The sequence below is a fragment of the Pleomorphomonas sp. NRK KF1 genome (assembly GCF_023721755.1).
Classification (GTDB): Bacteria; Pseudomonadota; Alphaproteobacteria; order Rhizobiales; family Pleomorphomonadaceae; genus Pleomorphomonas.
This window is the reverse complement of the sequence record NZ_JAMDLH010000006.1, coordinates 123,301-141,074: the sequence shown is the minus strand read 5'-3', so window position 1 is coordinate 141,074 and position 17,774 is coordinate 123,301. Positions and strand designations below refer to the sequence as shown.

Annotated in this window: 16 protein-coding genes; 11 read left to right on the top strand and 5 right to left on the bottom strand. The window is 65.4% G+C overall.

The genetic code is table 11. From position 1 onward, the window contains the following. Window positions 1-5: 5 nt before the first annotated feature. Both M4J39_RS15880 and cobM read left to right on the top strand, forming a co-directional pair. Window positions 6-374, top strand: a complete 369-nt coding sequence (locus tag M4J39_RS15880; RefSeq protein ID WP_251729386.1) for a cobalamin biosynthesis protein — start codon at window positions 6-8, stop codon at window positions 372-374. Then, a complete protein-coding gene (gene cobM / locus M4J39_RS15875; RefSeq protein ID WP_251729385.1) occupies window positions 371-1,153 on the top strand; it encodes a precorrin-4 C(11)-methyltransferase in 783 nt (260 codons plus the stop codon). Before M4J39_RS15880 ends, cobM begins: the two co-directional genes overlap by 4 nt. On the opposite strand, the gene M4J39_RS15870 is transcribed toward cobM, so the two are convergent. Further along, a complete protein-coding gene (locus tag M4J39_RS15870) occupies window positions 1,150-2,265 on the bottom strand; it encodes a cobalt-precorrin-5B (C(1))-methyltransferase (protein ID WP_251729384.1) in 1,116 nt (371 codons plus the stop codon). The two genes, cobM and M4J39_RS15870, sit on opposite strands and share 4 nt — an antisense overlap. A 74-nt stretch (window positions 2,266-2,339) precedes the next feature. Here M4J39_RS15870 and M4J39_RS15865 point away from each other — a divergent pair, with 74 nt between their 5' ends. After that, entirely contained in the window at window positions 2,340-3,650 is a 1,311-nt protein-coding gene (locus M4J39_RS15865; protein ID WP_251729383.1) for a cobyrinate a,c-diamide synthase, read from the top strand. A gap of 105 nt (window positions 3,651-3,755) precedes the next feature. Here the strand turns inward: M4J39_RS15865 and M4J39_RS15860 are convergent, their stop codons facing one another. Continuing rightward, window positions 3,756-4,334: an NADPH-dependent FMN reductase gene (locus M4J39_RS15860; protein WP_251729382.1), complete on the bottom strand. Its 579-nt coding sequence runs from the start codon at window positions 4,332-4,334 to the stop codon at window positions 3,756-3,758. Next, the gene (msrA, locus tag M4J39_RS15855) at window positions 4,331-4,999 is read right to left on the bottom strand and encodes a peptide-methionine (S)-S-oxide reductase MsrA (RefSeq protein ID WP_251729381.1); all 669 of its coding nucleotides are present in this window, start codon (window positions 4,997-4,999) and stop codon (window positions 4,331-4,333) included. Before msrA ends, M4J39_RS15860 begins: the two co-directional genes overlap by 4 nt. A 154-nt stretch (window positions 5,000-5,153) precedes the next feature. Between msrA and M4J39_RS15850 the strand changes: the two genes are divergently transcribed. After that, window positions 5,154-5,852 carry a Crp/Fnr family transcriptional regulator gene (locus M4J39_RS15850; protein ID WP_251729380.1) on the top strand — a complete coding sequence of 233 codons (699 nt, stop codon included), beginning with the start codon at window positions 5,154-5,156 and terminating at the stop codon, window positions 5,850-5,852. Between the two features lie 5 nt (window positions 5,853-5,857). Here M4J39_RS15850 and ubiB read toward each other — a convergent pair whose 3' ends face one another. Together ubiB and ubiE are read right to left on the bottom strand one after the other, a co-directional pair. Then, entirely contained in the window at window positions 5,858-7,387 is a 1,530-nt protein-coding gene (gene ubiB, locus M4J39_RS15845; protein WP_251729379.1) for a 2-polyprenylphenol 6-hydroxylase, read from the bottom strand. Between the two features lie 22 nt (window positions 7,388-7,409). Then, complete coding sequence (ubiE, locus tag M4J39_RS15840) at window positions 7,410-8,165, bottom strand: bifunctional demethylmenaquinone methyltransferase/2-methoxy-6-polyprenyl-1,4-benzoquinol methylase UbiE (protein ID WP_251729378.1); 756 nt, start codon at window positions 8,163-8,165, stop codon at window positions 7,410-7,412. A 121-nt stretch (window positions 8,166-8,286) separates the two neighbouring features. On the opposite strand from ubiE, the gene mutM reads away from it, so the two are divergent. From mutM to gyrB, 7 genes are all read left to right on the top strand, one after another. Beyond that, window positions 8,287-9,159, top strand: a complete 873-nt coding sequence (gene mutM, locus M4J39_RS15835) for a bifunctional DNA-formamidopyrimidine glycosylase/DNA-(apurinic or apyrimidinic site) lyase (protein ID WP_251729377.1) — start codon at window positions 8,287-8,289, stop codon at window positions 9,157-9,159. A 165-nt stretch (window positions 9,160-9,324) separates the two neighbouring features. Next, on the top strand, window positions 9,325-9,591 hold the full coding sequence (gene rpsT, locus M4J39_RS15830) for a 30S ribosomal protein S20 (protein WP_251729376.1): 267 nt from the start codon (window positions 9,325-9,327) through the stop codon (window positions 9,589-9,591). Between the two features lie 613 nt (window positions 9,592-10,204). Continuing rightward, a complete protein-coding gene (locus M4J39_RS15825; RefSeq protein ID WP_251729375.1) occupies window positions 10,205-10,660 on the top strand; it encodes a rhodanese-like domain-containing protein in 456 nt (151 codons plus the stop codon). Between the two features lie 330 nt (window positions 10,661-10,990). Beyond that, complete coding sequence (gene dnaA / locus M4J39_RS15820) at window positions 10,991-12,454, top strand: chromosomal replication initiator protein DnaA (RefSeq protein ID WP_251729374.1); 1,464 nt, start codon at window positions 10,991-10,993, stop codon at window positions 12,452-12,454. A 339-nt stretch (window positions 12,455-12,793) separates the two neighbouring features. Beyond that, window positions 12,794-13,912 (top strand): DNA polymerase III subunit beta, encoded by a 1,119-nt coding sequence (gene dnaN / locus M4J39_RS15815; protein ID WP_251729373.1) that lies wholly within the window; start codon window positions 12,794-12,796, stop codon window positions 13,910-13,912. A 19-nt stretch (window positions 13,913-13,931) separates the two neighbouring features. After that, a complete protein-coding gene (gene recF / locus M4J39_RS15810; protein ID WP_251729372.1) occupies window positions 13,932-15,083 on the top strand; it encodes a DNA replication/repair protein RecF in 1,152 nt (383 codons plus the stop codon). Window positions 15,084-15,276: 193 nt separating this feature from the next. Beyond that, complete coding sequence (gene gyrB, locus M4J39_RS15805) at window positions 15,277-17,706, top strand: DNA topoisomerase (ATP-hydrolyzing) subunit B (RefSeq protein WP_251729371.1); 2,430 nt, start codon at window positions 15,277-15,279, stop codon at window positions 17,704-17,706. Window positions 17,707-17,774: the final 68 nt, after the last annotated feature.

The window sequence follows — 17,774 nt, the reverse complement described above, 5'->3', positions numbered from 1 at the left end:
GCCGGATGGCCATTGGTGTCGGATGCCGCCAAGGCATTCCCGCTGAGCCGATCGTCCGGCTGATCGGGGCTGCGACAACCGGGTTGGCACCTGCCATTGGCCTTTTCACCATAGAGGACAAGCGCGGCGAAGCCGGACTGCGCGAGGCAGCCGAGAGCCTCGCGTTGCCGCTCGTTTTTCTGTCCCGCGAGGCGCTCGCCGCCATGGCCGACCGGATTGTCACGCCGTCATCCGCCGCGCTCGCCCGCTTCGGCGTCCCATCGGTGGCGGAAGCCGCCGCGCTCGCTGCCTTTGACGGCCGGGCCCGCCTGATCGTTCCGCGCCGCGCCGAAGAGGGCATCACCGTTGCGGTGGCCGAGGAGTTACTGGAATGACCGTGCATTTCATCGGCGCCGGCCCCGGCGCGCCCGACCTTCTGACGCTACGCGGCCGTGACCTGATCGCCGCCTCTCCCGTTTGCCTCTACGCCGGTTCGCTGATTCCGCCGGCCATCCTGGCCCATTGCCCAGAAGGCGCACGCATCGTCGACACGGCGCCGTTGTCGCTCGAAGAAATCGAGGCGGAATATCTCCGGGCGTATCGGAATGGCGAGGATGTGGCGCGGCTTCACTCCGGCGACCTCTCGGTATGGAGCGCCCTCGGCGAGCAGATCCGGCTTCTGGAAAGGCACGCCATTCCCTACACGGTAACGCCTGGCGTGCCGGCCTTTGCCGCAGCGGCGGCGGCGTTGGGGCGCGAACTGACATTGCCGGAAGTTGGCCAATCCCTGGTGCTGACGCGCACGTCCGGCCGCGCCTCCGCCATGCCGGAGAAGGAAAAGCTTTCAGCCTTTGCCGCCACCGGCGCGACGCTTGCCCTGCATCTCTCCATCCATGTTCTCGACCGTATCGTCGAGGAACTCGTTCCCCACTATGGCACCGATTGCCCTGTTGCCGTCGTCTATCGGGCGAGCTGGCCCGACGAGCGGATCGTCAAGGGAACGCTCGCCACCATTCTTGGCGAGTTGCAGACTGCGCCGATGGAGCGCACGGCGCTCATCCTGGTGGGCAAGGTGCTCGGCGCCAAGGAGTTCAGGGCGAGCGCTCTCTACTCGGCCGATTATCAGCGCCGTTTCCGGGGCCGAGACTCGCGGGCCGGGGAGGGTGAGGACTAGGCTTGTCTGAAACCGGTGCTGGCAAGTAGCCCGCCGTTTCGATCGAAGAGCACGACCTCCAGTTCCATGCCGCTGCCGGCGACCACTGTAGCGGCAGTCGCAAAGCCGCGCTCGGCCACCGCGTCGGCGATGGGAATGCCGGCGTCGCGGCAAAGCATCAGCGCCTCCAGGGCGGTGTTGGCGTCGCCAACGGCCCGAATGAGCTCGTCGCTGCCACCGAGGTCGGCGGCGATCGACGACAGCGCCGCAAGGTCGACCGACCCACGCTTGGAATGAAGGTCGAGAAGCCCCTGGCCGAGTTTGACGCACTTGGCGAAGCCGAGCGCCAGAGTCACCCGTGGCACCGGTGCTTTCCGGAGATACTTCAGCGTGCCGCCGACGAAGTCGCCCATGTCGATCAGCTGCACATCGTCAAGCCGGTGGAGCGCCTTCACGGCCTGTTCCGACGTGTTGCCGGTCGAGGCGGCGACATGGATGAAGCCCGAGGCGCGCGCCACGTCGATGCCGCGCTGGATGGAGGCGATCCAGGCGGCGCAGGAGAAGGGCACGACGATGCCGGTGGTGCCGAGGATGGAAAGGCCGCCGATAATGCCGAGCCGGCCGTTGAGCGTCCGCTCGGCCAGCTTTTCACCATTCTCGATCGAGATCTCCACCTCGACATCTTCGGGGCCGCCGATCGCGACGCGCGCCTCGTCGAGCGTTCGGGCGATCATGGCGCGTGGCACCGGATTGATCGCCGGCTCGCCGACGGCGAGCGGCAGACCAGGGCGGGTGACGGTGCCGACGCCGGGGCCTGCCCGGAACACCAGGCCCGCGCCTGCCGGAGCCGGCCGGACCGTTGCGAGAACAAGGGCGCCGTGGGTCACGTCGGGATCATCACCGGCGTCCTTGACCACGCCCGTCCGCGCCCAGCCTTCGCCGGAAGCGGTGGTTGCCAGCGCAAAAGCCGGCGTCTGCCCCCCCGGCAGAGTCACCGTCACGGGATCGGGGAAACGGCCGGCGACAAGGCCCTCGAAGGCAGCGCGCGTCGCAGCGGTGGCGCAGCTGCCGGTGGTCCAGCCGCGCCTCAGATGCGGCGTTCCGCCGTCCGCTTCCTTGTCCAGGTCCGCCATAGATCTGCCCGATCCTTTCGGGCGACAAGGTCGACGCTGTCTGCTATCGGGTCAAGGGGGAAAGGTGAGAGGCGATGAAAGGCTTTCTGATCGCATCGGTGCGCTCCGGCGCCGGCAAGACGACGGTGTCGCTGGGGCTGATGGCCGCCCTCGCCCGCCGCGGGTTGAAGGTCGCACCGGTCAAGTGTGGCCCCGACTACATCGACCCGGCCTTCCACGCTGCCGCCGCCGGCCGGCCCGGTGTCAACCTCGACAGCTGGGCGATGACGCCAGCGCAGGTGATGGGACTCGCCGCCCGGCAGGCCGAGGACGCCGACCTGCTGGTTGCCGAAGGGCTGATGGGTCTTTTCGACGGCGTCGGTCACGAGTCCGGCCGGACCGGATCGTCGGCCGACATTGCCGCCGCCCTCGGTCTGAAGGTGCTGCTGGTGCTCGACGTGACGGGCCAATCGACCTCCGCTGCCGCCGTCGCGCTGGGCGCCAAGCTTCTCGATCGTCGCCTGACCATCCTTGGCGTGGTGCTCAATCGCGTGGGCTCCGAGCGGCACCGCCGGCTCTGCGGCGAGGCGATCGAAGCGCTCGGTCTCCCCGTGTTGGGTGCATTGCCGCGCGACACGACGGTCGAGTTGCCGGAGCGGCACCTCGGTCTCATCCAGGCGGAGGAGACGGACGATCTCGCCCATCGGCTCGAAGCGCTTGGCGATTTCGTGGGCCGTCACGTCGACATCGACCGCCTGATCGACCTATGCGACGGCACGACACCGGCGGTGGCCGGCCCCGCGTCGCTCCTGCCGCCGCCCGGTCAGCGCATCGCGCTCGCTCGCGACGCCGCCTTCAGCTTCGTCTATCCGCACCATCTCGCGGCCTGGCGGGCGGCCGGAGCGGAAATCCTGCCCTTTTCGCCGCTTGCCAATGAGCCTCCCGACCCCACGGCCGACGTGTGCTGGCTGCCGGGAGGTTATCCTGAGCTTCACGCCGGCGCCCTCGCGGCTGCGGATGGCTTCCTTGACGGCCTCAGGGCCTTCGCCTCGGACAAGCAGGTGCATGGCGAATGCGGCGGCTACATGGTTCTCGGTGCCGGGCTCGTTGACGCCGACGGAACCCGCCATGCCATGGCCGGTCTGCTCGGCCTCGAAACGAGTTACGAAAAGCGACGCCTGCATCTCGGCTATCGGCGCGCAAGGTTGTTCTCAAACGGTCCGCTCGGGCCGGAGGGTGCCGTACTCAGCGGCCACGAGTTCCACTACGCCTCGATCTTGGCCACCGGCGGCGATGAGCCGCTCGCCGACGTTTCCGATGCTCATGGTGGCGCGTCTGCTCCGGACGGGTCGCGACGCGGCACCGTGAGCGGCAGCTTCTTTCATGCCATCTCGCGCATGGATTAGAGCATCATCCGACCGGAGTGAAACGAGGATCGACAAGATGATGCATTGCAAACAAGAGCTTAGGGCGCCTATCTGATTCAATCAGATCGATCAGCGCTCTAGGAATCAAGTGAAGCGCGCTGCCTCATCGATCAGGGCGGTGAAGACGCGTTCGAGCTGCGCGGCTGCCTTGTCATTGGCAAGGTTGCCTCGCTCGTCGAAGGCCTTTTCGGCATAGGGCACCGCCACCTGTTGCGTGAGGACTCGCGCACCGAGAGCATTTTCCAGGATCAGTCTCAGGTGCATCAGCGAGCGGATGCCTGCGAAATGACCGGGCGAAGCAGCGCCGATGGCGAAGACACGGTCTTTCCATAGGCCGCTATAGTGGTCGTCGCGGATGCGGCTCAGCCAGTCGATGGTGTTCTTGAGGAGCGGTGTGACCGATTGATTGTACTCCGGTGACGCGATGAACACGCCGTGCGACGCCATCATGAGATCCGCGAGCTTGAGGGTCGGCTCGGGGACTCCCCGTTCCGCCTCCAGATCGCCGTCATAAAGCGGCATCGGATAGTCGGCGAGCGATATGAGCCGCACCTCGGCATCGCGCAGTGCCAGCTCGCGCGCCATGAGCGCCGCGAGACGGCCGTTGTAGCTGCCGCCCCGCGTCGACCCGGATAACACGAGCAGGTCGGGCCGGCCCCTCAAGATGGTGCTCCGGCGCCGGGCATGGGACAGGCGACGCCCGTGCCGCCGAGACCGCAATAGCCGCTGGGGTTCTTGGCGAGATACTGCTGGTGGTAGTCCTCGGCAAAATAATAGGGTCCGGCCGGTTCGATCGTCGTGGTGATTTCTGCCGGCCGGCCGGCCTTGGCAAGCGCCTTGGCATAGGCGTCGCGTGCCGCCTCGGCCACGGCGCGCTGGGCTCCGTCATGCACGAAGATCGCCGAGCGATACTGGGTGCCGACATCATTGCCCTGGCGCATGCCCTGCGTCGGGTCGTGGCTCTCGAAGAACAGGCGCACCAGTTCGGCGTAGGAGACGGCATCCGGATCGAACACCACCTGCACCGCCTCGGCATGACCGGTACGGCCCGAGCAGACCTCTTCATAGGTGGGGTTTTCGGTGAAGCCGCCGCTGTAGCCGACCGAGGTCAGGTAGACGCCGGGCAGGCGCCAGAACAGCCGCTCGGCGCCCCAGAAGCAGCCGAGCGCGAAGGTGGCGACGGCATGCCCTTCCGGTATCGGCCCCTTCATCGGCCGTCCATTGACGAAATGGATTTCGGCGGTGGCAATCGGCTGCGTACGGCCAGGCAGCGCCGTTTCTGGCGTCGGAAGGGCCGCCGGCTTCCGGAACGTCTCGAAAAAGGCCATGGCTGTTCCTTGTCTCCTCCGTCCGGTCAACGAAGCGGTCCGCCCCCGGAACCGGCTTCCCAAGATGGGACTGTCGCTATTGCTTTGCAAGACAGGCTGGCTGGCGCTCGACGGCTGCTTTGCTATAACGGGCGGCAAGAGGAGTTGTTTATCCATGGCGTCCCGCAAGCTAGACCGATCGCTGATCCGTGGCTTCGACCTGTTTCGCGACATGACGGAAGAAAACCTCGACGCCGTGCTCGCCACCGTGCAGGTGCGCACCGTCGAGCCCGGCGAGCCTGTGTTTAGCCAGGGGGCGCCGGCCAACGAGTTTTACCTGCTTCTCCACGGCCACCTCAAGGTGATCCAGATCACGCCGTCCGGGGAACAGGTGGTGGTGCGCCACGTGCTGCCCGGCGAGGTGTTCGGCATTGCCAAGGCGATCCGTCGCACCGATTATCCGGCCACCGCCGAGGCCGTGACCGAGAGCATCGTTCTCGCCTGGATGTCCTCGCAGTGGCAGGATTTCGTCGCCCTCAATCCGGTTCTCGCCTTCAACGCTCTGGAGGCCGTCGGCGAACGTTTGCAGGAGGCTCACACCCGCATTCGGGAGCTGTCGACCGAGGAAGTGGAGCGCCGAGTCGCACATGCACTGCTGCGCCTCGTCCGGCGCGCCGGACGCAAGGAGCCCGACGGTAGCATCCTCATCGACTTCCCGCTGACCCGGCAGGATATCGCCGAGATGACCGGCACGACGTTGCACACGGTCAGCCGGTTGCTCAGCGCCTGGGAAGGACAGGGCGTCGTCAAGAGCGCCCGCCGCCGCATTGCGGTGACCGACGAGAATCGTCTCGCTGCGCTGGCCCGGGGTTGATGTTCTCAGAGCCAACCGAGGCTTGAGGCGGCGATCACCGCCAGCGACAGCGCGCCGACCCAGAGCGGCAGGACGACCGAGCGGCGCCGGCGCCGACTCTCGTCGGCCGCCTCTGTCCGGGCGGCGATCGTCTCGATGGAGTCGAAGAGGCGCGGCAGACGCGGGGCGAGGGCGAGAAGATCGCCGGCCGCCGACACCGCCGTTTCGATGCGGCCGATCGGGCCCAGGTTGCGAGCGATCCAGGTGCTGACCACCGGCTCGGATACCTTCCACATGTCGAGATCGGGGTCGAGGCTGCGCGCAACCCCCTCGACCACCACCATGGTCTTCTGCAGGAGAATGAGTTCCGGCCGCGTCTGCATGGCGAACAGCTCGGTGGTCTCGAACAGCTGATTGAGCAGCCGCGACATGGCGATTTCAGAGGCCGGAACGCCGTGCAGCGGTTCGCCCACCGCCCGAAGCGCCTGGGCAAAGGTCTCCAGCTCCTGTTCGGGCGGCACGTAACCGGCCTCGAAATGCACCTCGGCAACGCGCCGGTAGTTGCGGGTGATGAACCCGTGCAGGATCTCGGCGAGGAAGCGACGTTCGCGCGGGCCGAGGCGCCCGACGATGCCGAAGTCGACGGCGACGATCCGTCCGGCAGCATCGACGAACAGGTTGCCTTGGTGCATGTCGGCGTGGAAGAAGCCGTCACGCAGCGCATGCCTCAGGAAGGACTGCAGCAGCGTGGCGGCGAGCTTCGGCAGATCATGGCCGGCGGCCCGGATCGCAGTAACATCCGACAGCTTGATGCCGTCGATCCATTCCATGGTGAGTACCGAACGGCTGGTGCGCCTCCAGTCGACGGTCGGCACGCGAAAATCGTCGTCATCGGCCGTATTCTGCGCCATCTCCGACAGCGCCGCCGCTTCGAGGCGCAAATCCATTTCCAGCGTCAGCGAACGGGCAAGCGTGTCGACCACCGCGACCGGCCGGAGGCGACGGACCCTTGGCGCAAGCCGTTCGATCAATCGGGCGGCGAGATAGAAGCCGGCGAGGTCCGAAGCGATGCGTCGGCCGATGCCGGGGCGCAGCACTTTTACCGCCACGTCATGGCGGCCATCGCGGTCGGTCACCGCTGCCTTGTGTACCTGGGCGATCGATGCCGCCGCGATCGGTCCGCCGAGCTCCGGAAACAGTCGGGTCGCTTCCGGGCCGAAGCTGTCTCCAATGACCGCCCGGGCACCGGCAAGGCCGAAGTCCGGCATGGCATCCTGCAATTCGGCAAGATCGGTCGCGAGTGCGGCACCAACCACGTCGGGCCGGGTGGCGAGGAACTGGCCGAGCTTGACGTAGGAAGGACCAAGACGGGAAAAGGCGATGGACAGCCGTTCGGCGCGACTGGCGGCGCCGCGCCGACAGATTGCCCCGGCAAGAAGCAGCGCAGCGGATACGGCGAAGGGTCGCGGCTCAGGCAGCGGCAGTGCGTTGATCACCCCCTCGCGGGCGAGCACCCAGGAGGCGCGGACGAGGCGAGCGATATCGACGGGGAGCATACGGGCGGTTCCTTGAGGAGCGTCAGATCTTGACGCCGACGTGGAGCGCCACGACGCCGAGCGTCATGTTGGTATAGCCGACTCGGGAAAAGCCGGCCGTCTCGATCATCGCCTTGAAGCGTTCCTGGTCCGGGAAGCGGCGGATCGATTCGACGAGATAACGGTAGCTCTCCTCGTCCTTGGCGACGACGCGGCCGATCTTCGGCACCAGATGGAAGGAATAGAGGTCGTAGACCTTGTCGGCGAGCGGTGCGTCGACATGCGAGAATTCGAGGCAGAGGAAGCGGCCGCCCGGCTTCAGCACGCGAAAGGCTTCGGAGAGCGCCTTGTCGATCTTGGGTACGTTGCGGATGCCGAAGGCGATCGTATAGGCATCGAAGCTGGCGTCCGCCCAGGGCAGGTCCTCGGCATTGGCCTCGACGAACTCGATTCTGTCGAGCCCGCGCGCCCGCGCGCGATCGCGGCCGACCTCCAGCATCGAGGAGTTGATGTCGGCGACGGTGATGTCGGCGGTGCGGTTCGACCGCTCGGCGATGCGGAAGGCGATGTCTCCGGTGCCGCCGGCCATGTCGAGCACCTTGAACGGTCGCCGCCCTGAACGAGGCGGGGCGAGGCGGGACACCATGGCGTCCTTCCATAACCGATGCAGACCGCCCGACATCAGGTCGTTCATCAGGTCGTAGCGACCGGCCACCGAATGGAAGACGCTGTCGACGAGGCCCTGCTTTTCGCCTGGGTTGACCTCGCGAAAACCAAAGGAAGTGCTGTTGTCCGTCATCGTCCGTCCCGTCCTGCCATAAGTCTCGCGCCAGCGGCGCGCCCGCGACCATAGCCGAAGAGAACGGCGGGCGCTATGTTGGCGGCGCGGTGGGGCGATGCGTAAAGGAGAAGGTCTGGGAATGCCTGAACTGCCGGAAGTGGAGACGGTGCGGCGCGGCCTTCAGCCCGTGCTCGAAGGGGCGGTTGTCTTGGCAGTGACGTTGGCACGGCCGGCGCTCCGCTATCCCTTTCCGGAGCGATTTGTCGAACGGCTCGCCGGTCGGCGGATACTCGGCCTCGGTCGCCGCTCGAAATATCTTCTCTGGGAGATCGAGGGAGGCGAGACGCTGCTCGCCCATCTCGGCATGTCCGGCTCATTCAGGATAGAGGGTCTTGGTGCGCCGGGTTCGCAAACCTCGCCTGGCGCTTTCGCTCTTGCCAGATCGAGGGATGTGCGCCACGACCACGTTCGTTTCGAGCTGAAGGGCGGCGCGACGGTCGTCTACAACGATCCCCGGCGCTTCGGCTTCATGGATCTTCTGCCAACCACCGACCTGGAGCGGCATCCCCGTCTCGCGGGGCTGGGCATCGAGCCGACGTCCAATGCTTTCGCGGCCGCAACGCTGGCTGCCTTCGCCGACAGACGGACGCCCCTGAAGGCGGCCCTCCTGGATCAGGCCGTCGTTACCGGCCTCGGCAACATCTATGTCTGCGAGGCATTGTGGCGTGCCGGGCTTGATCCGCGCCGGCCAGCCTCGGTGCTTGCCGACCAGAACGAGGCGGAGAAACTGGCGTCCGCGATCCGCGCCGTCATCGCTGAGGCGATCGAAGCCGGTGGTTCGACCCTGCGCGATCACATGCGGACCGATGGTACTCTGGGCTATTTTCAGCACCGCTTCGCCGTCTACAATCGTGAGGGCGAGCCCTGCCAACGGCCGGGCTGCGATGGAACGGTCTTGCGGATTCGCCAGTCGGGGCGATCCACCTTCTTTTGTCCGTCCTGCCAGCGCTGACGGCGTTGACGCCGGGCGCTCCAACGTCTATAAGCCCGCCCCAAGGACGGTGGCCGGCGGTCGTCGGCCGCCTGATAGTTTTATGTCGTCCGTGTGGCCGGTCCCGGCAGCCGCGGCGGCTCAACAACAAGTCCCGGCGCGGCCGGGAGAGAGAAAGGCTTGAGAATGGCCAATACGTCGTCGGCCAAGAAGGCGACCCGCAAGATCGCGGCTCGTACCGAAGTCAACAAGGCCCGTCGCAGCCGCATGCGGTCCTTCGTTCGCAAGTTCGAGGAAGCCGTCGCTTCCGGAGACAAGGCCGCCGCCACCGAGGCCTTCAAGGCCGTCGAGCCGGAGATCATGAGGGCGGCCACCAAGGGCATCGTTCACAAGAACACCGCCTCGCGCAAGGTGTCGCGTCTCGCGGCCCGCCTGAAGTCGGTCGGCGCCTGATACAAGGCGTCTAACGGCATCTTTGCGACTCCTTTGTACCGAGTGACAAGCCTATTTGGGCCCGGCTCTGAGCTGGGCCCTTTTGCTTTTCCGGCTCGTACAGCCGGTGCGAGTGGCCTCTTCGCCCTGGGAGTCGGATGACAAATTTTTCTGTTTTAAAACAATCACTTAGAAATACGTCAGATTCACGCAAGGAAGAATCCGGGGCCACGGAAACGAAAACGCGGCTAATGAATGGCGAGGCAGCCGGCGTACGACCAAAGAGGGTTTGGCGGGAAGGGTGCCCGCAAATCTTTGAATCCCCTAGCGTTCGCCGTCGACTCTTTCGGGGCCATCCTCCCCGGTAAAAAGCGGGTTAACGACATAGGGAGATTCGGCTCTTGCTCCCCCCATGGGGCCTGTGTATGGTCAGCCCAGTTGAAGCGGGCGAGCCAATAACTCGCTTGTCAAAACAAACTAAAGCAGGGGGCTAGCCGTCGGTAATTCATAAAGTGCGATAACCGAGGCAAGTAGCCAGCCTAATCCAGGAAAGGTAATTCAAGATATATGCGCATTTTGCGCATGGATTTGTTTTGTCTTTTCTGTTTGATCATTTTGGGGTGGTGGGGCAATCTTGGGTGCGGGATCATTCAACGAAGATCCGGGCTATGCGGGGGACGTCGGCGCGCGCGAAACTTGGGAGGCGCTTGCCGCCGATCCCTCGGCGGTGCTGGTCGATGTTCGGACGGTGGCGGAATGGAACTTCGTCGGGCTTCCGAACCTTGAAGGCATCGGCAAGCGCGTGCTTCTCATCGAGTGGCAGCGCTTTCCGGATATGGCCGTCAACTCGGCCTTTGCCGACGAGCTGAGGGAGGCGCTCGCCGATCTCGGCGCTGGTGCCGACGCGCCGCTCTATTTCATTTGCCGGTCGGGAGCGCGCAGTCGATCTGCGGCAACCGCGGCAACGGCCGGCGGTTTCACGCGGGCCTTTAACGTGGCAGGTGGTTTCGAGGGCGCGCTCGGTCCGGATCGACACAGGGGCTGTGTCGATGGCTGGAAAGCGAGCGGTTTGCCCTGGATCCAGAGTTGAACCGATGCGCTGGACAGGGGTGGCCATACGGCCGGCGTGGTGCGCGCAGATCGGGAGAGCTGTCACACTGATCACATGCTGAATTCCGGAGCCTGAGGTTCCGGTGGATGGCGGGTTTCTGCCCGCCATGCGTGTTGCCGTCGGCTCTTGCGGCCGAAGAACGATGAAAGGGCGCCTTCTGAACAGGAGGCGCTCTCTCGCCCGCCGCTCATTCAGCGGCGGAAGCAAAAGGTCTTCCGGAGCTTTGTTCGGAAGACCGACGAAGAGCGTCCCTGGCGGAGGCGCCTTTCGAACGAAAGACTGGTATAGAGTTTAGGATGGAGGCCGAGAATGTTGGAAGCGGAAGCCTGCGGCGTCGCTGGAGCGGCAGTTGGTCATGCCGATGCGTGGGCGCGCGTACGTGGCCGCCTCAAGGCCGATCTCGGCGACGAGGTGTTTTCCTGCTGGTTTGCCGGCATGAATGTCGAGCAGATCGACGGTGGCACCGTCTGGCTTTCCGTGCCGAGCCGTTTCCTCAAGACCTGGATCTCCACTCATTATCGCGACAAGCTGGCCGCTCTCTGGCAGGCCGAAGGGCCGGCCTATCGGAAGGTCGAAGTGTCGGTGCGTTCCGCCATGCGGGCCAAGATCGAGACGCCGGCCCGCTTCTCGGCGCCTGAAGCGGCTCGTCCCACCGGAGCGCAGTCGCCGCGTGTTACCGCTCCAGTGCGACAAGCCGCCGATGCCGCCTCCAGTCGTCTGTTTGATGACATCTCCTCCCCGCTCGATCCGCGCTACACGTTCGAGAACTTTGTCGAAGGCGCCTCCAACCGACTGGCGCTGGCCGCCGCCCGCCAGGTTGCCGACGGTTCTGCCTCCAGCGTCAAGTTCAATCCGCTCTACATCCATTCCTCGGTCGGTCAGGGCAAGACGCACCTTCTTCAGGCGCTCACTCACCGCCTCAAGGCTGAGCACCCGGAAATGCGCGTGCTGTATCTCACGGCCGAGCATTTCATGTACCGCTTCGTGCAGTCGCTGCAGACCCAGTCGGCGCTCGCCTTCAAGGAGGCGCTCCGCACCATCGACCTGCTGGTCATCGACGACATGCAGTTCCTTCACGGCAAGCAGATCCAGCAGGAGTTCTGCCACACCGTGAACACGCTGATCGACGGCGCCCGGCAGGTGATCGTGGCCGCCGACCGGCCGCCGGTCGAGTTGGAGACCATGGATGAGCGCGTTCGCTCGCGTCTCTCCGGCGGTCTTCTGATCGAGATCGGTGCGCCAGACGCGGCGCTCCGCCGGTCCATCGTCGAGCGTCGCATCGCGCTCACCGCCCAGCATATGCCCGGTTTCTCAGTCCCCGACGACGTCATCGACTTCATCGTTCGCAACGTCACCACGTCGGGTCGCGACCTTGAGGGGGCGGTGACGCGCCTTGCCGGCCACAATCAGCTCACCGGGTTGACGCTGTCGCTTGCCATGGCCGAGACCACGCTGAAGGACCTCATTCGCGTGACCGATACCCGGCGCGTCAAGATCGAGGACATCCAGCGCGTCGTCTCCAAGCACTATAATGTGTCCAAGCAGGATCTCCTGTCGTCGCGTCGCACCCGCTCCATCGTCTGGCCGCGTCAGATCGCCATGTACCTGGCAAAATCGCTGACGCTGCGCTCGCTGCCTGAAATCGGTCGGCGCTTCGGTGGTCGCGATCACACCACCGTTCTGCATGCGGTGCGCAAGGTCGAGGAACTGCTCGGTTCCGACGAGGCGCTCACGCAGGAGATCGAGGTCCTCAAGCGCATGCTCGAGGCGTGACGCTCTGACGCCCAAAACGGCCGGGAGCGAAAAACGCCTGCGAAAACCCGCGCCGTTGACGGCATGCTGGCTTGCGGAAATCGGCAGTTGCCGTAATGTGCTCTTCCCCGCAGCCGCCCCGGCGGCGACGGGGAGAACGGCCACTAGCGTTCGCCGGCCTGACTGCAACAGCGGGCGGAGAGGCGGACGCTTCGGATTGCTTACGGGAGCAGCCGCATCTCGGGAAGGCAGGGTCTGCCTGATCGACGGGTGCTCATCGCCAGATTTTCCGGAGGCCGCGCCGGTCGTGCCCAGCGCGACCGACCTGTGCGCGGCAGCCACGACAAGACGGGTTTATCCATGCGCGTTACGCTGGAGCGGTCGCACCTCCTCGCTTCCCTTACCCACGTCCACCGTGTCGTCGAGCGTCGGAACACGATTCCGATTCTCTCGAACGTGTTGATCCGGACCGACGAAGGCCAGCTCAAGCTGAAGGCTACCGACCTCGACCTTGAGGCGCAGGAATCGGTGCCGGCTATCGTCGAGCGTCCGGGCGCCACCACGGTGCCGGCGCACATGTTCTACGACATCGTGCGCAAGCTGCCCGAAGGCTCGCAGGTTTCGCTGGAAGGGTCGGCCGATGGGGCCACGCTTTCCATCTCGTCCGGTCGCTCGCGCTTCTCGTTGCAGATGCTGCCGGAAAGCGACTTCCCCGACATTACCGTCGGCGAGCTCAGCCACGCCTTCACGCTCGAAGCCGGCGATCTCAAGCGACTGATCGATCGGACACAGTTCGCCATCTCCAACGAGGAAATCCGTTACTATCTGAACGGCATTTTCCTGCACACCGTCGATGGACCCGAGGGTCCGCTGTTCCGGGCCGTCGCCACCGACGGTCATCGCCTCGCCCGCGCCGACATCGCCGCGCCGAAGGGCGCCGAGGGCATGCCGGGGGTCATCGTGCCGCGCAAGACGGTGGGCGAGATTCAGCGTCTCATCGAAGATCCCAAGGCCGAACTCAAGGTCGAGCTGTCGGATGCCAAGATTCGCCTGACGGTCGGCAACGTGGTGCTGACCTCCAAGCTGATCGACGGCACCTTCCCCGACTATGGCCGGGTGATCCCCCAGGGGAACGACAAGGAGCTTCGCGTCGACAAGGCCGAGTTCGCCGAGGCCGTCGATCGCGTTTCCACCATCTCTTCCGAGCGCGGTCGCGCCGTGAAGCTGGCGCTTGCCGAAGGGCGTCTGGTCCTCACCGTCGTCAACCCGGACTCGGGCACCGCGACCGAAGAGGTGATGGTCGACTATGCCGACACGCCGCTCGAGATCGGCTTCAATGCCCGCTATCTCCTGGACATTGCCGGGCAGCTGACGTCGGAAACGGCCGTGTTCCACCTTGCCGACGCCGGCTCTCCGACGCTGATCCAGGATGCCGGGGACGGCGCCACGCTCTACGTGCTGATGCCGATGCGGGTGTAGCCGCCGCCGCTGGAACGCCATGACAGAACCCCGTCCGGAGGCGAAGGTGCGCGTGAGCCGCCTTCGCCTCAACGATTTCCGCAACCATGCCGACCTTTCGCTCGACTTCACGGGCCGGTCGGTGGTGCTCGTCGGCCAGAACGGTGTCGGCAAGACAAATGTCCTGGAAGCCCTTTCGCTGCTTTCCCCCGGTCGTGGCTTTCGGCGGGCGACGCTGGCCGAAATGGCGCGACTCGGCGGCTCCGGTGGCTTTTCCGTGCTGGCCGAGGTGGAGGGGGCTTACGGAGCGGTGCGGATTGGCACCGGTTCGGTTCCCGACGAAGCGGGGAGGCGGCTTCTTGTCGATGGCGAGCCGCAGAAGGGCAGCGAGCGGCTGTCCGATCATCTGCGCCTCATCTGGCTCATTCCGGCCATGGATGGGCTTTTTACCGGCCCGGCCGGTGATCGTCGTCGCTTTCTCGATCGTTTGGTGCTGGCGGTCGATCCGGCGCATGGTCGGCGCGTGTCAGCCTACGAGCAGGCAGTGGCCTCCCGCAATCGTCTGCTTGAGGCGCGCGACACGGATCCCGCCTGGCTCGACGCGGTTGAAACCGAGATCGCCGCGACCGGAGTTGCCGTTGCGGCGGCTCGCCGCGAAACGGTCCATTGCCTTGCGCGGCTCATCGCGACGCGTCCGGACGGCGACGATGCTTTCCCGCGTGCGGTTGTCCAGCTGACCGGCGACGTCGACACGGCGCTCGATGGCGCTGCCGCCGCCGATGTCGAGGACTGGCTGAGAGCCGACCTCCGGGCGGGGCGGTCCCGTGATCGCGCAGCGGGCCGGACATTGGTCGGCCCGCATCGCTCCGACCTTTCCGTTCGCCACGCCGAAAAGGACATGCCGGCCTCGGCTTCCTCCACGGGCGAACAGAAGGCGTTGCTCACCGGTCTCGTGCTGGCGCAGGCGGCGCTGGTCACCGAGCTAACCGGCAGCCCGCCGGTGTTGTTGCTCGATGAAGTGGCCGCCCATCTCGATGCCCGGCGGCGGCGGGCGCTGATCGATCTTGTGGCCGCGCTCGGCGTTCAGGCGTTCATGACGGGGACCGATTCCGCCCCGTTCGAGGTCTTTGCCGGCGAAACCGAAATCATAGCGATTCCAGACCCTGGCGAGCCGGAATTCCGGGAATTTTGAGCCTGATTCGCCGCATTTCCACCCGATTGGCGGACCATGGTGCGGCCGCTATCGCCCCTGTGGAAGACTTGCTCCGCGAGGTTGTTGAAAAATAAAGGGTTTCAGCCCTCCGCCGAGGGTGGTTGAAGCCGCTCCCGCCAGCCTTTAAGAGAACACTGGCGGGATGTTCCCGAGACGAGAAACGAAGGCCTCCATGACCGACACCACAGCCTACGACCCCGACGACTACGGCGCCGAATCCATCAAGGTGCTGAAGGGGCTCGACGCGGTGCGCAAGCGCCCCGGCATGTATATCGGCGACACCGACGATGGCTCCGGACTCCATCACATGGTCTACGAAGTGGTGGACAACGCCATCGACGAGGCGCTGGCCGGCCATGCCGACGTGGTGAAGGTCCGCCTCAATGCCGACGGGTCCTGCACGGTACGCGACAACGGTCGTGGCATTCCCACCGACATCCACAAGGAAGAGGGCGTGTCGGCGGCCGAGGTCATCATGACCCAGCTCCATGCCGGCGGTAAGTTCGACCAGAACTCCTACAAGGTGTCGGGTGGTCTGCACGGCGTCGGCGTTTCGGTGGTCAACGCGCTGTCGGTCTGGCTGAAGCTCAGGATCTGGCGGCATGACCAGGTTCATGAGATGAGCTTCTCCAATGGTGTGCCGGATGGCCCGCTCACCGTGACGGGGACCACCGTCGGCGAGAAGGGCACCGAAGTGACCTTCATGCCGAGCCACGAGACCTTCAAGGGCGTCACCGACTTCGATTTCGCAACGCTGGAGCGTCGCCTGCGCGAGCTGGCTTTCCTGAACTCCGGTGTGCGCATCGTCCTTGAGGATAATCGCGGCGTCGAGCCACGCACGGAGGAGCTGCACTACGAGGGCGGCCTTGAAGCCTTCGTGCGCTATCTCGACCGCTCGAAGAAGCCGGCGATCACCAAGCCGATCCTGGTCTCGACCGAGAAGGACGGGATCACCGTCGAGGTCGCCTTGTGGTGGAACGACAGCTACCACGAGAATGTTCTCTGCTTCACCAACAACATCCCCCAGCGCGACGGTGGCACCCATCTTGCCGGCTTCCGCGCCGCGCTGACTCGCCAGGTGACCAGCTACGCCGAGAGCGCCGGCATCTCCAAACGCGAGAAGGTGACGCTGACCGGCGATGATTGCCGCGAAGGTTTGACCTGCGTGTTGTCGGTGAAGGTGCCCGATCCGAAGTTCTCCAGCCAGACCAAGGACAAGCTGGTCTCGTCGGAAGTGCGCCCCGTTGTCGAGGGCGCGCTCAACGAAGCCTTCTCGACCTGGTTCGAGGAGCACCCGGCCGAGGCGCGCACCGTGGTCGGCAAGGTGGTCGAAGCCGCCGCTGCCCGCGAGGCGGCGCGCAAGGCGCGCGAGCTGACCCGGCGCAAGGGCGCCCTTGACATGGCGTCCCTCCCCGGCAAGCTCGCCGAATGCCAGGACCGCGACCCCGCCAATACCGAGCTTTTCCTCGTCGAGGGCGACTCGGCAGGTGGTTCGGCCAAGCAGGGCAGGAACAGAGAGTTCCAGGCGGTTCTGCCTCTCAGAGGCAAGATCCTCAACGTGGAGCGGGCGCGCTTTGACAAGATGCTGTCGTCGGCCGAGATCGGCACGCTGATCACGGCCCTCGGGACGTCGATCGGCACCGACGAGTTCGATCCGGACAAGCTCCGCTATCACAAGATCATCATCATGACCGACGCCGACGTCGACGGCGCCCACATTCGCACGTTGCTGCTCACCTTCTTCTTCCGGCAGATGCCGGCGCTGATCGAGCGCGGACACGTCTACATCGCCCAGCCGCCGCTCTATAAGGTGACACGCGGCAAGTCCGAGCAGTACCTGAAGGACGAGCGGGCGCTTGAAGACTTCCTCGTGACGCAGGGTCTCGACGAGGCGGTGCTGAAGCTGGCCGACGGCGAGGCCAGCGCTGGGCAGGACCTTCGCGCCATCGTCGATCGGGCGCGGGCGGTGCGCAGCCTGATCGAAGGGCTGCACCATCGCTACAGCCATGAGGTCGTCGAGCAGGCAGCGATCGCCGGCGCACTTGATGCCAGGCTCATCGACAATCATGCGGCGGCCCAGAATGCTGCCGACAGCGTTGCCGCCCGGCTCGACGTCATTGCCGACGAGTTCGAGAAGGGCTGGACGGGAGAGGCCATGCCCGATGGCAGCCTAGCCTTCCGCCGCGTCGTCCGTGGCGTCACCGAAACCAGCATCATCGACGCGGCCCTGCTGTCGTCGGCCGATGCTCGCAAGCTCACCGCTCATCACGAGCATCTTGCCGCCACCTATGGTTCGGCCGCCGTTCTCCGGCGCCGGGACAGCGAAATCACGGTGCGTGGTCCGCGTACGTTGCTGGATGCCGTCTACGCCGCCGGTCGCAAGGGTATTGCCATGCAGCGTTACAAGGGCCTCGGCGAAATGAACGCCGAACAGCTCTGGGAAACGACGCTCGACCCCAACGCCCGGTCGTTGTTGCGCGTGCATGTCAGCGAAGCGATCGAGGCTGACGACATCTTCGAGCGGTTGATGGGCGACGAGGTGGAGCCGCGCCGCGAGTTCATCCAGGCCAACGCACTGTCGGTCGCCAATCTCGACGTTTGACGTCGGTCCTGACCGGGTTCAGATATGGCGAAAATGGCGCCTTGGCTGGACGCGCCAAGGCGAGGCGC

Bases quoted from the DNA above. Each gene is read 5' to 3' on its own strand.
- M4J39_RS15880 (WP_251729386.1), top strand. From the start codon at position 6: ATGGCCATTGGTGTCGGATGCCGCCAAGGCATTCCCGCTGAGCCGATC.
- cobM (WP_251729385.1), top strand. From the start codon at position 371: ATGACCGTGCATTTCATCGGCGCCGGCCCCGGCGCGCCCGACCTTCTG.
- M4J39_RS15870 (WP_251729384.1), bottom strand. From the start codon at position 2,265: ATGGCGGACCTGGACAAGGAAGCGGACGGCGGAACGCCGCATCTGAGG.
- M4J39_RS15865 (WP_251729383.1), top strand. From the start codon at position 2,340: ATGAAAGGCTTTCTGATCGCATCGGTGCGCTCCGGCGCCGGCAAGACG.
- msrA (WP_251729381.1), bottom strand. From the start codon at position 4,999: ATGGCCTTTTTCGAGACGTTCCGGAAGCCGGCGGCCCTTCCGACGCCA.
- M4J39_RS15850 (WP_251729380.1), top strand. From the start codon at position 5,154: ATGGCGTCCCGCAAGCTAGACCGATCGCTGATCCGTGGCTTCGACCTG.
- ubiB (WP_251729379.1), bottom strand. From the start codon at position 7,387: ATGCTCCCCGTCGATATCGCTCGCCTCGTCCGCGCCTCCTGGGTGCTC.
- ubiE (WP_251729378.1), bottom strand. From the start codon at position 8,165: ATGACGGACAACAGCACTTCCTTTGGTTTTCGCGAGGTCAACCCAGGC.
- mutM (WP_251729377.1), top strand. From the start codon at position 8,287: ATGCCTGAACTGCCGGAAGTGGAGACGGTGCGGCGCGGCCTTCAGCCC.
- rpsT (WP_251729376.1), top strand. From the start codon at position 9,325: ATGGCCAATACGTCGTCGGCCAAGAAGGCGACCCGCAAGATCGCGGCT.
- dnaA (WP_251729374.1), top strand. From the start codon at position 10,991: ATGTTGGAAGCGGAAGCCTGCGGCGTCGCTGGAGCGGCAGTTGGTCAT.
- dnaN (WP_251729373.1), top strand. From the start codon at position 12,794: ATGCGCGTTACGCTGGAGCGGTCGCACCTCCTCGCTTCCCTTACCCAC.
- recF (WP_251729372.1), top strand. From the start codon at position 13,932: ATGACAGAACCCCGTCCGGAGGCGAAGGTGCGCGTGAGCCGCCTTCGC.
- gyrB (WP_251729371.1), top strand. From the start codon at position 15,277: ATGACCGACACCACAGCCTACGACCCCGACGACTACGGCGCCGAATCC.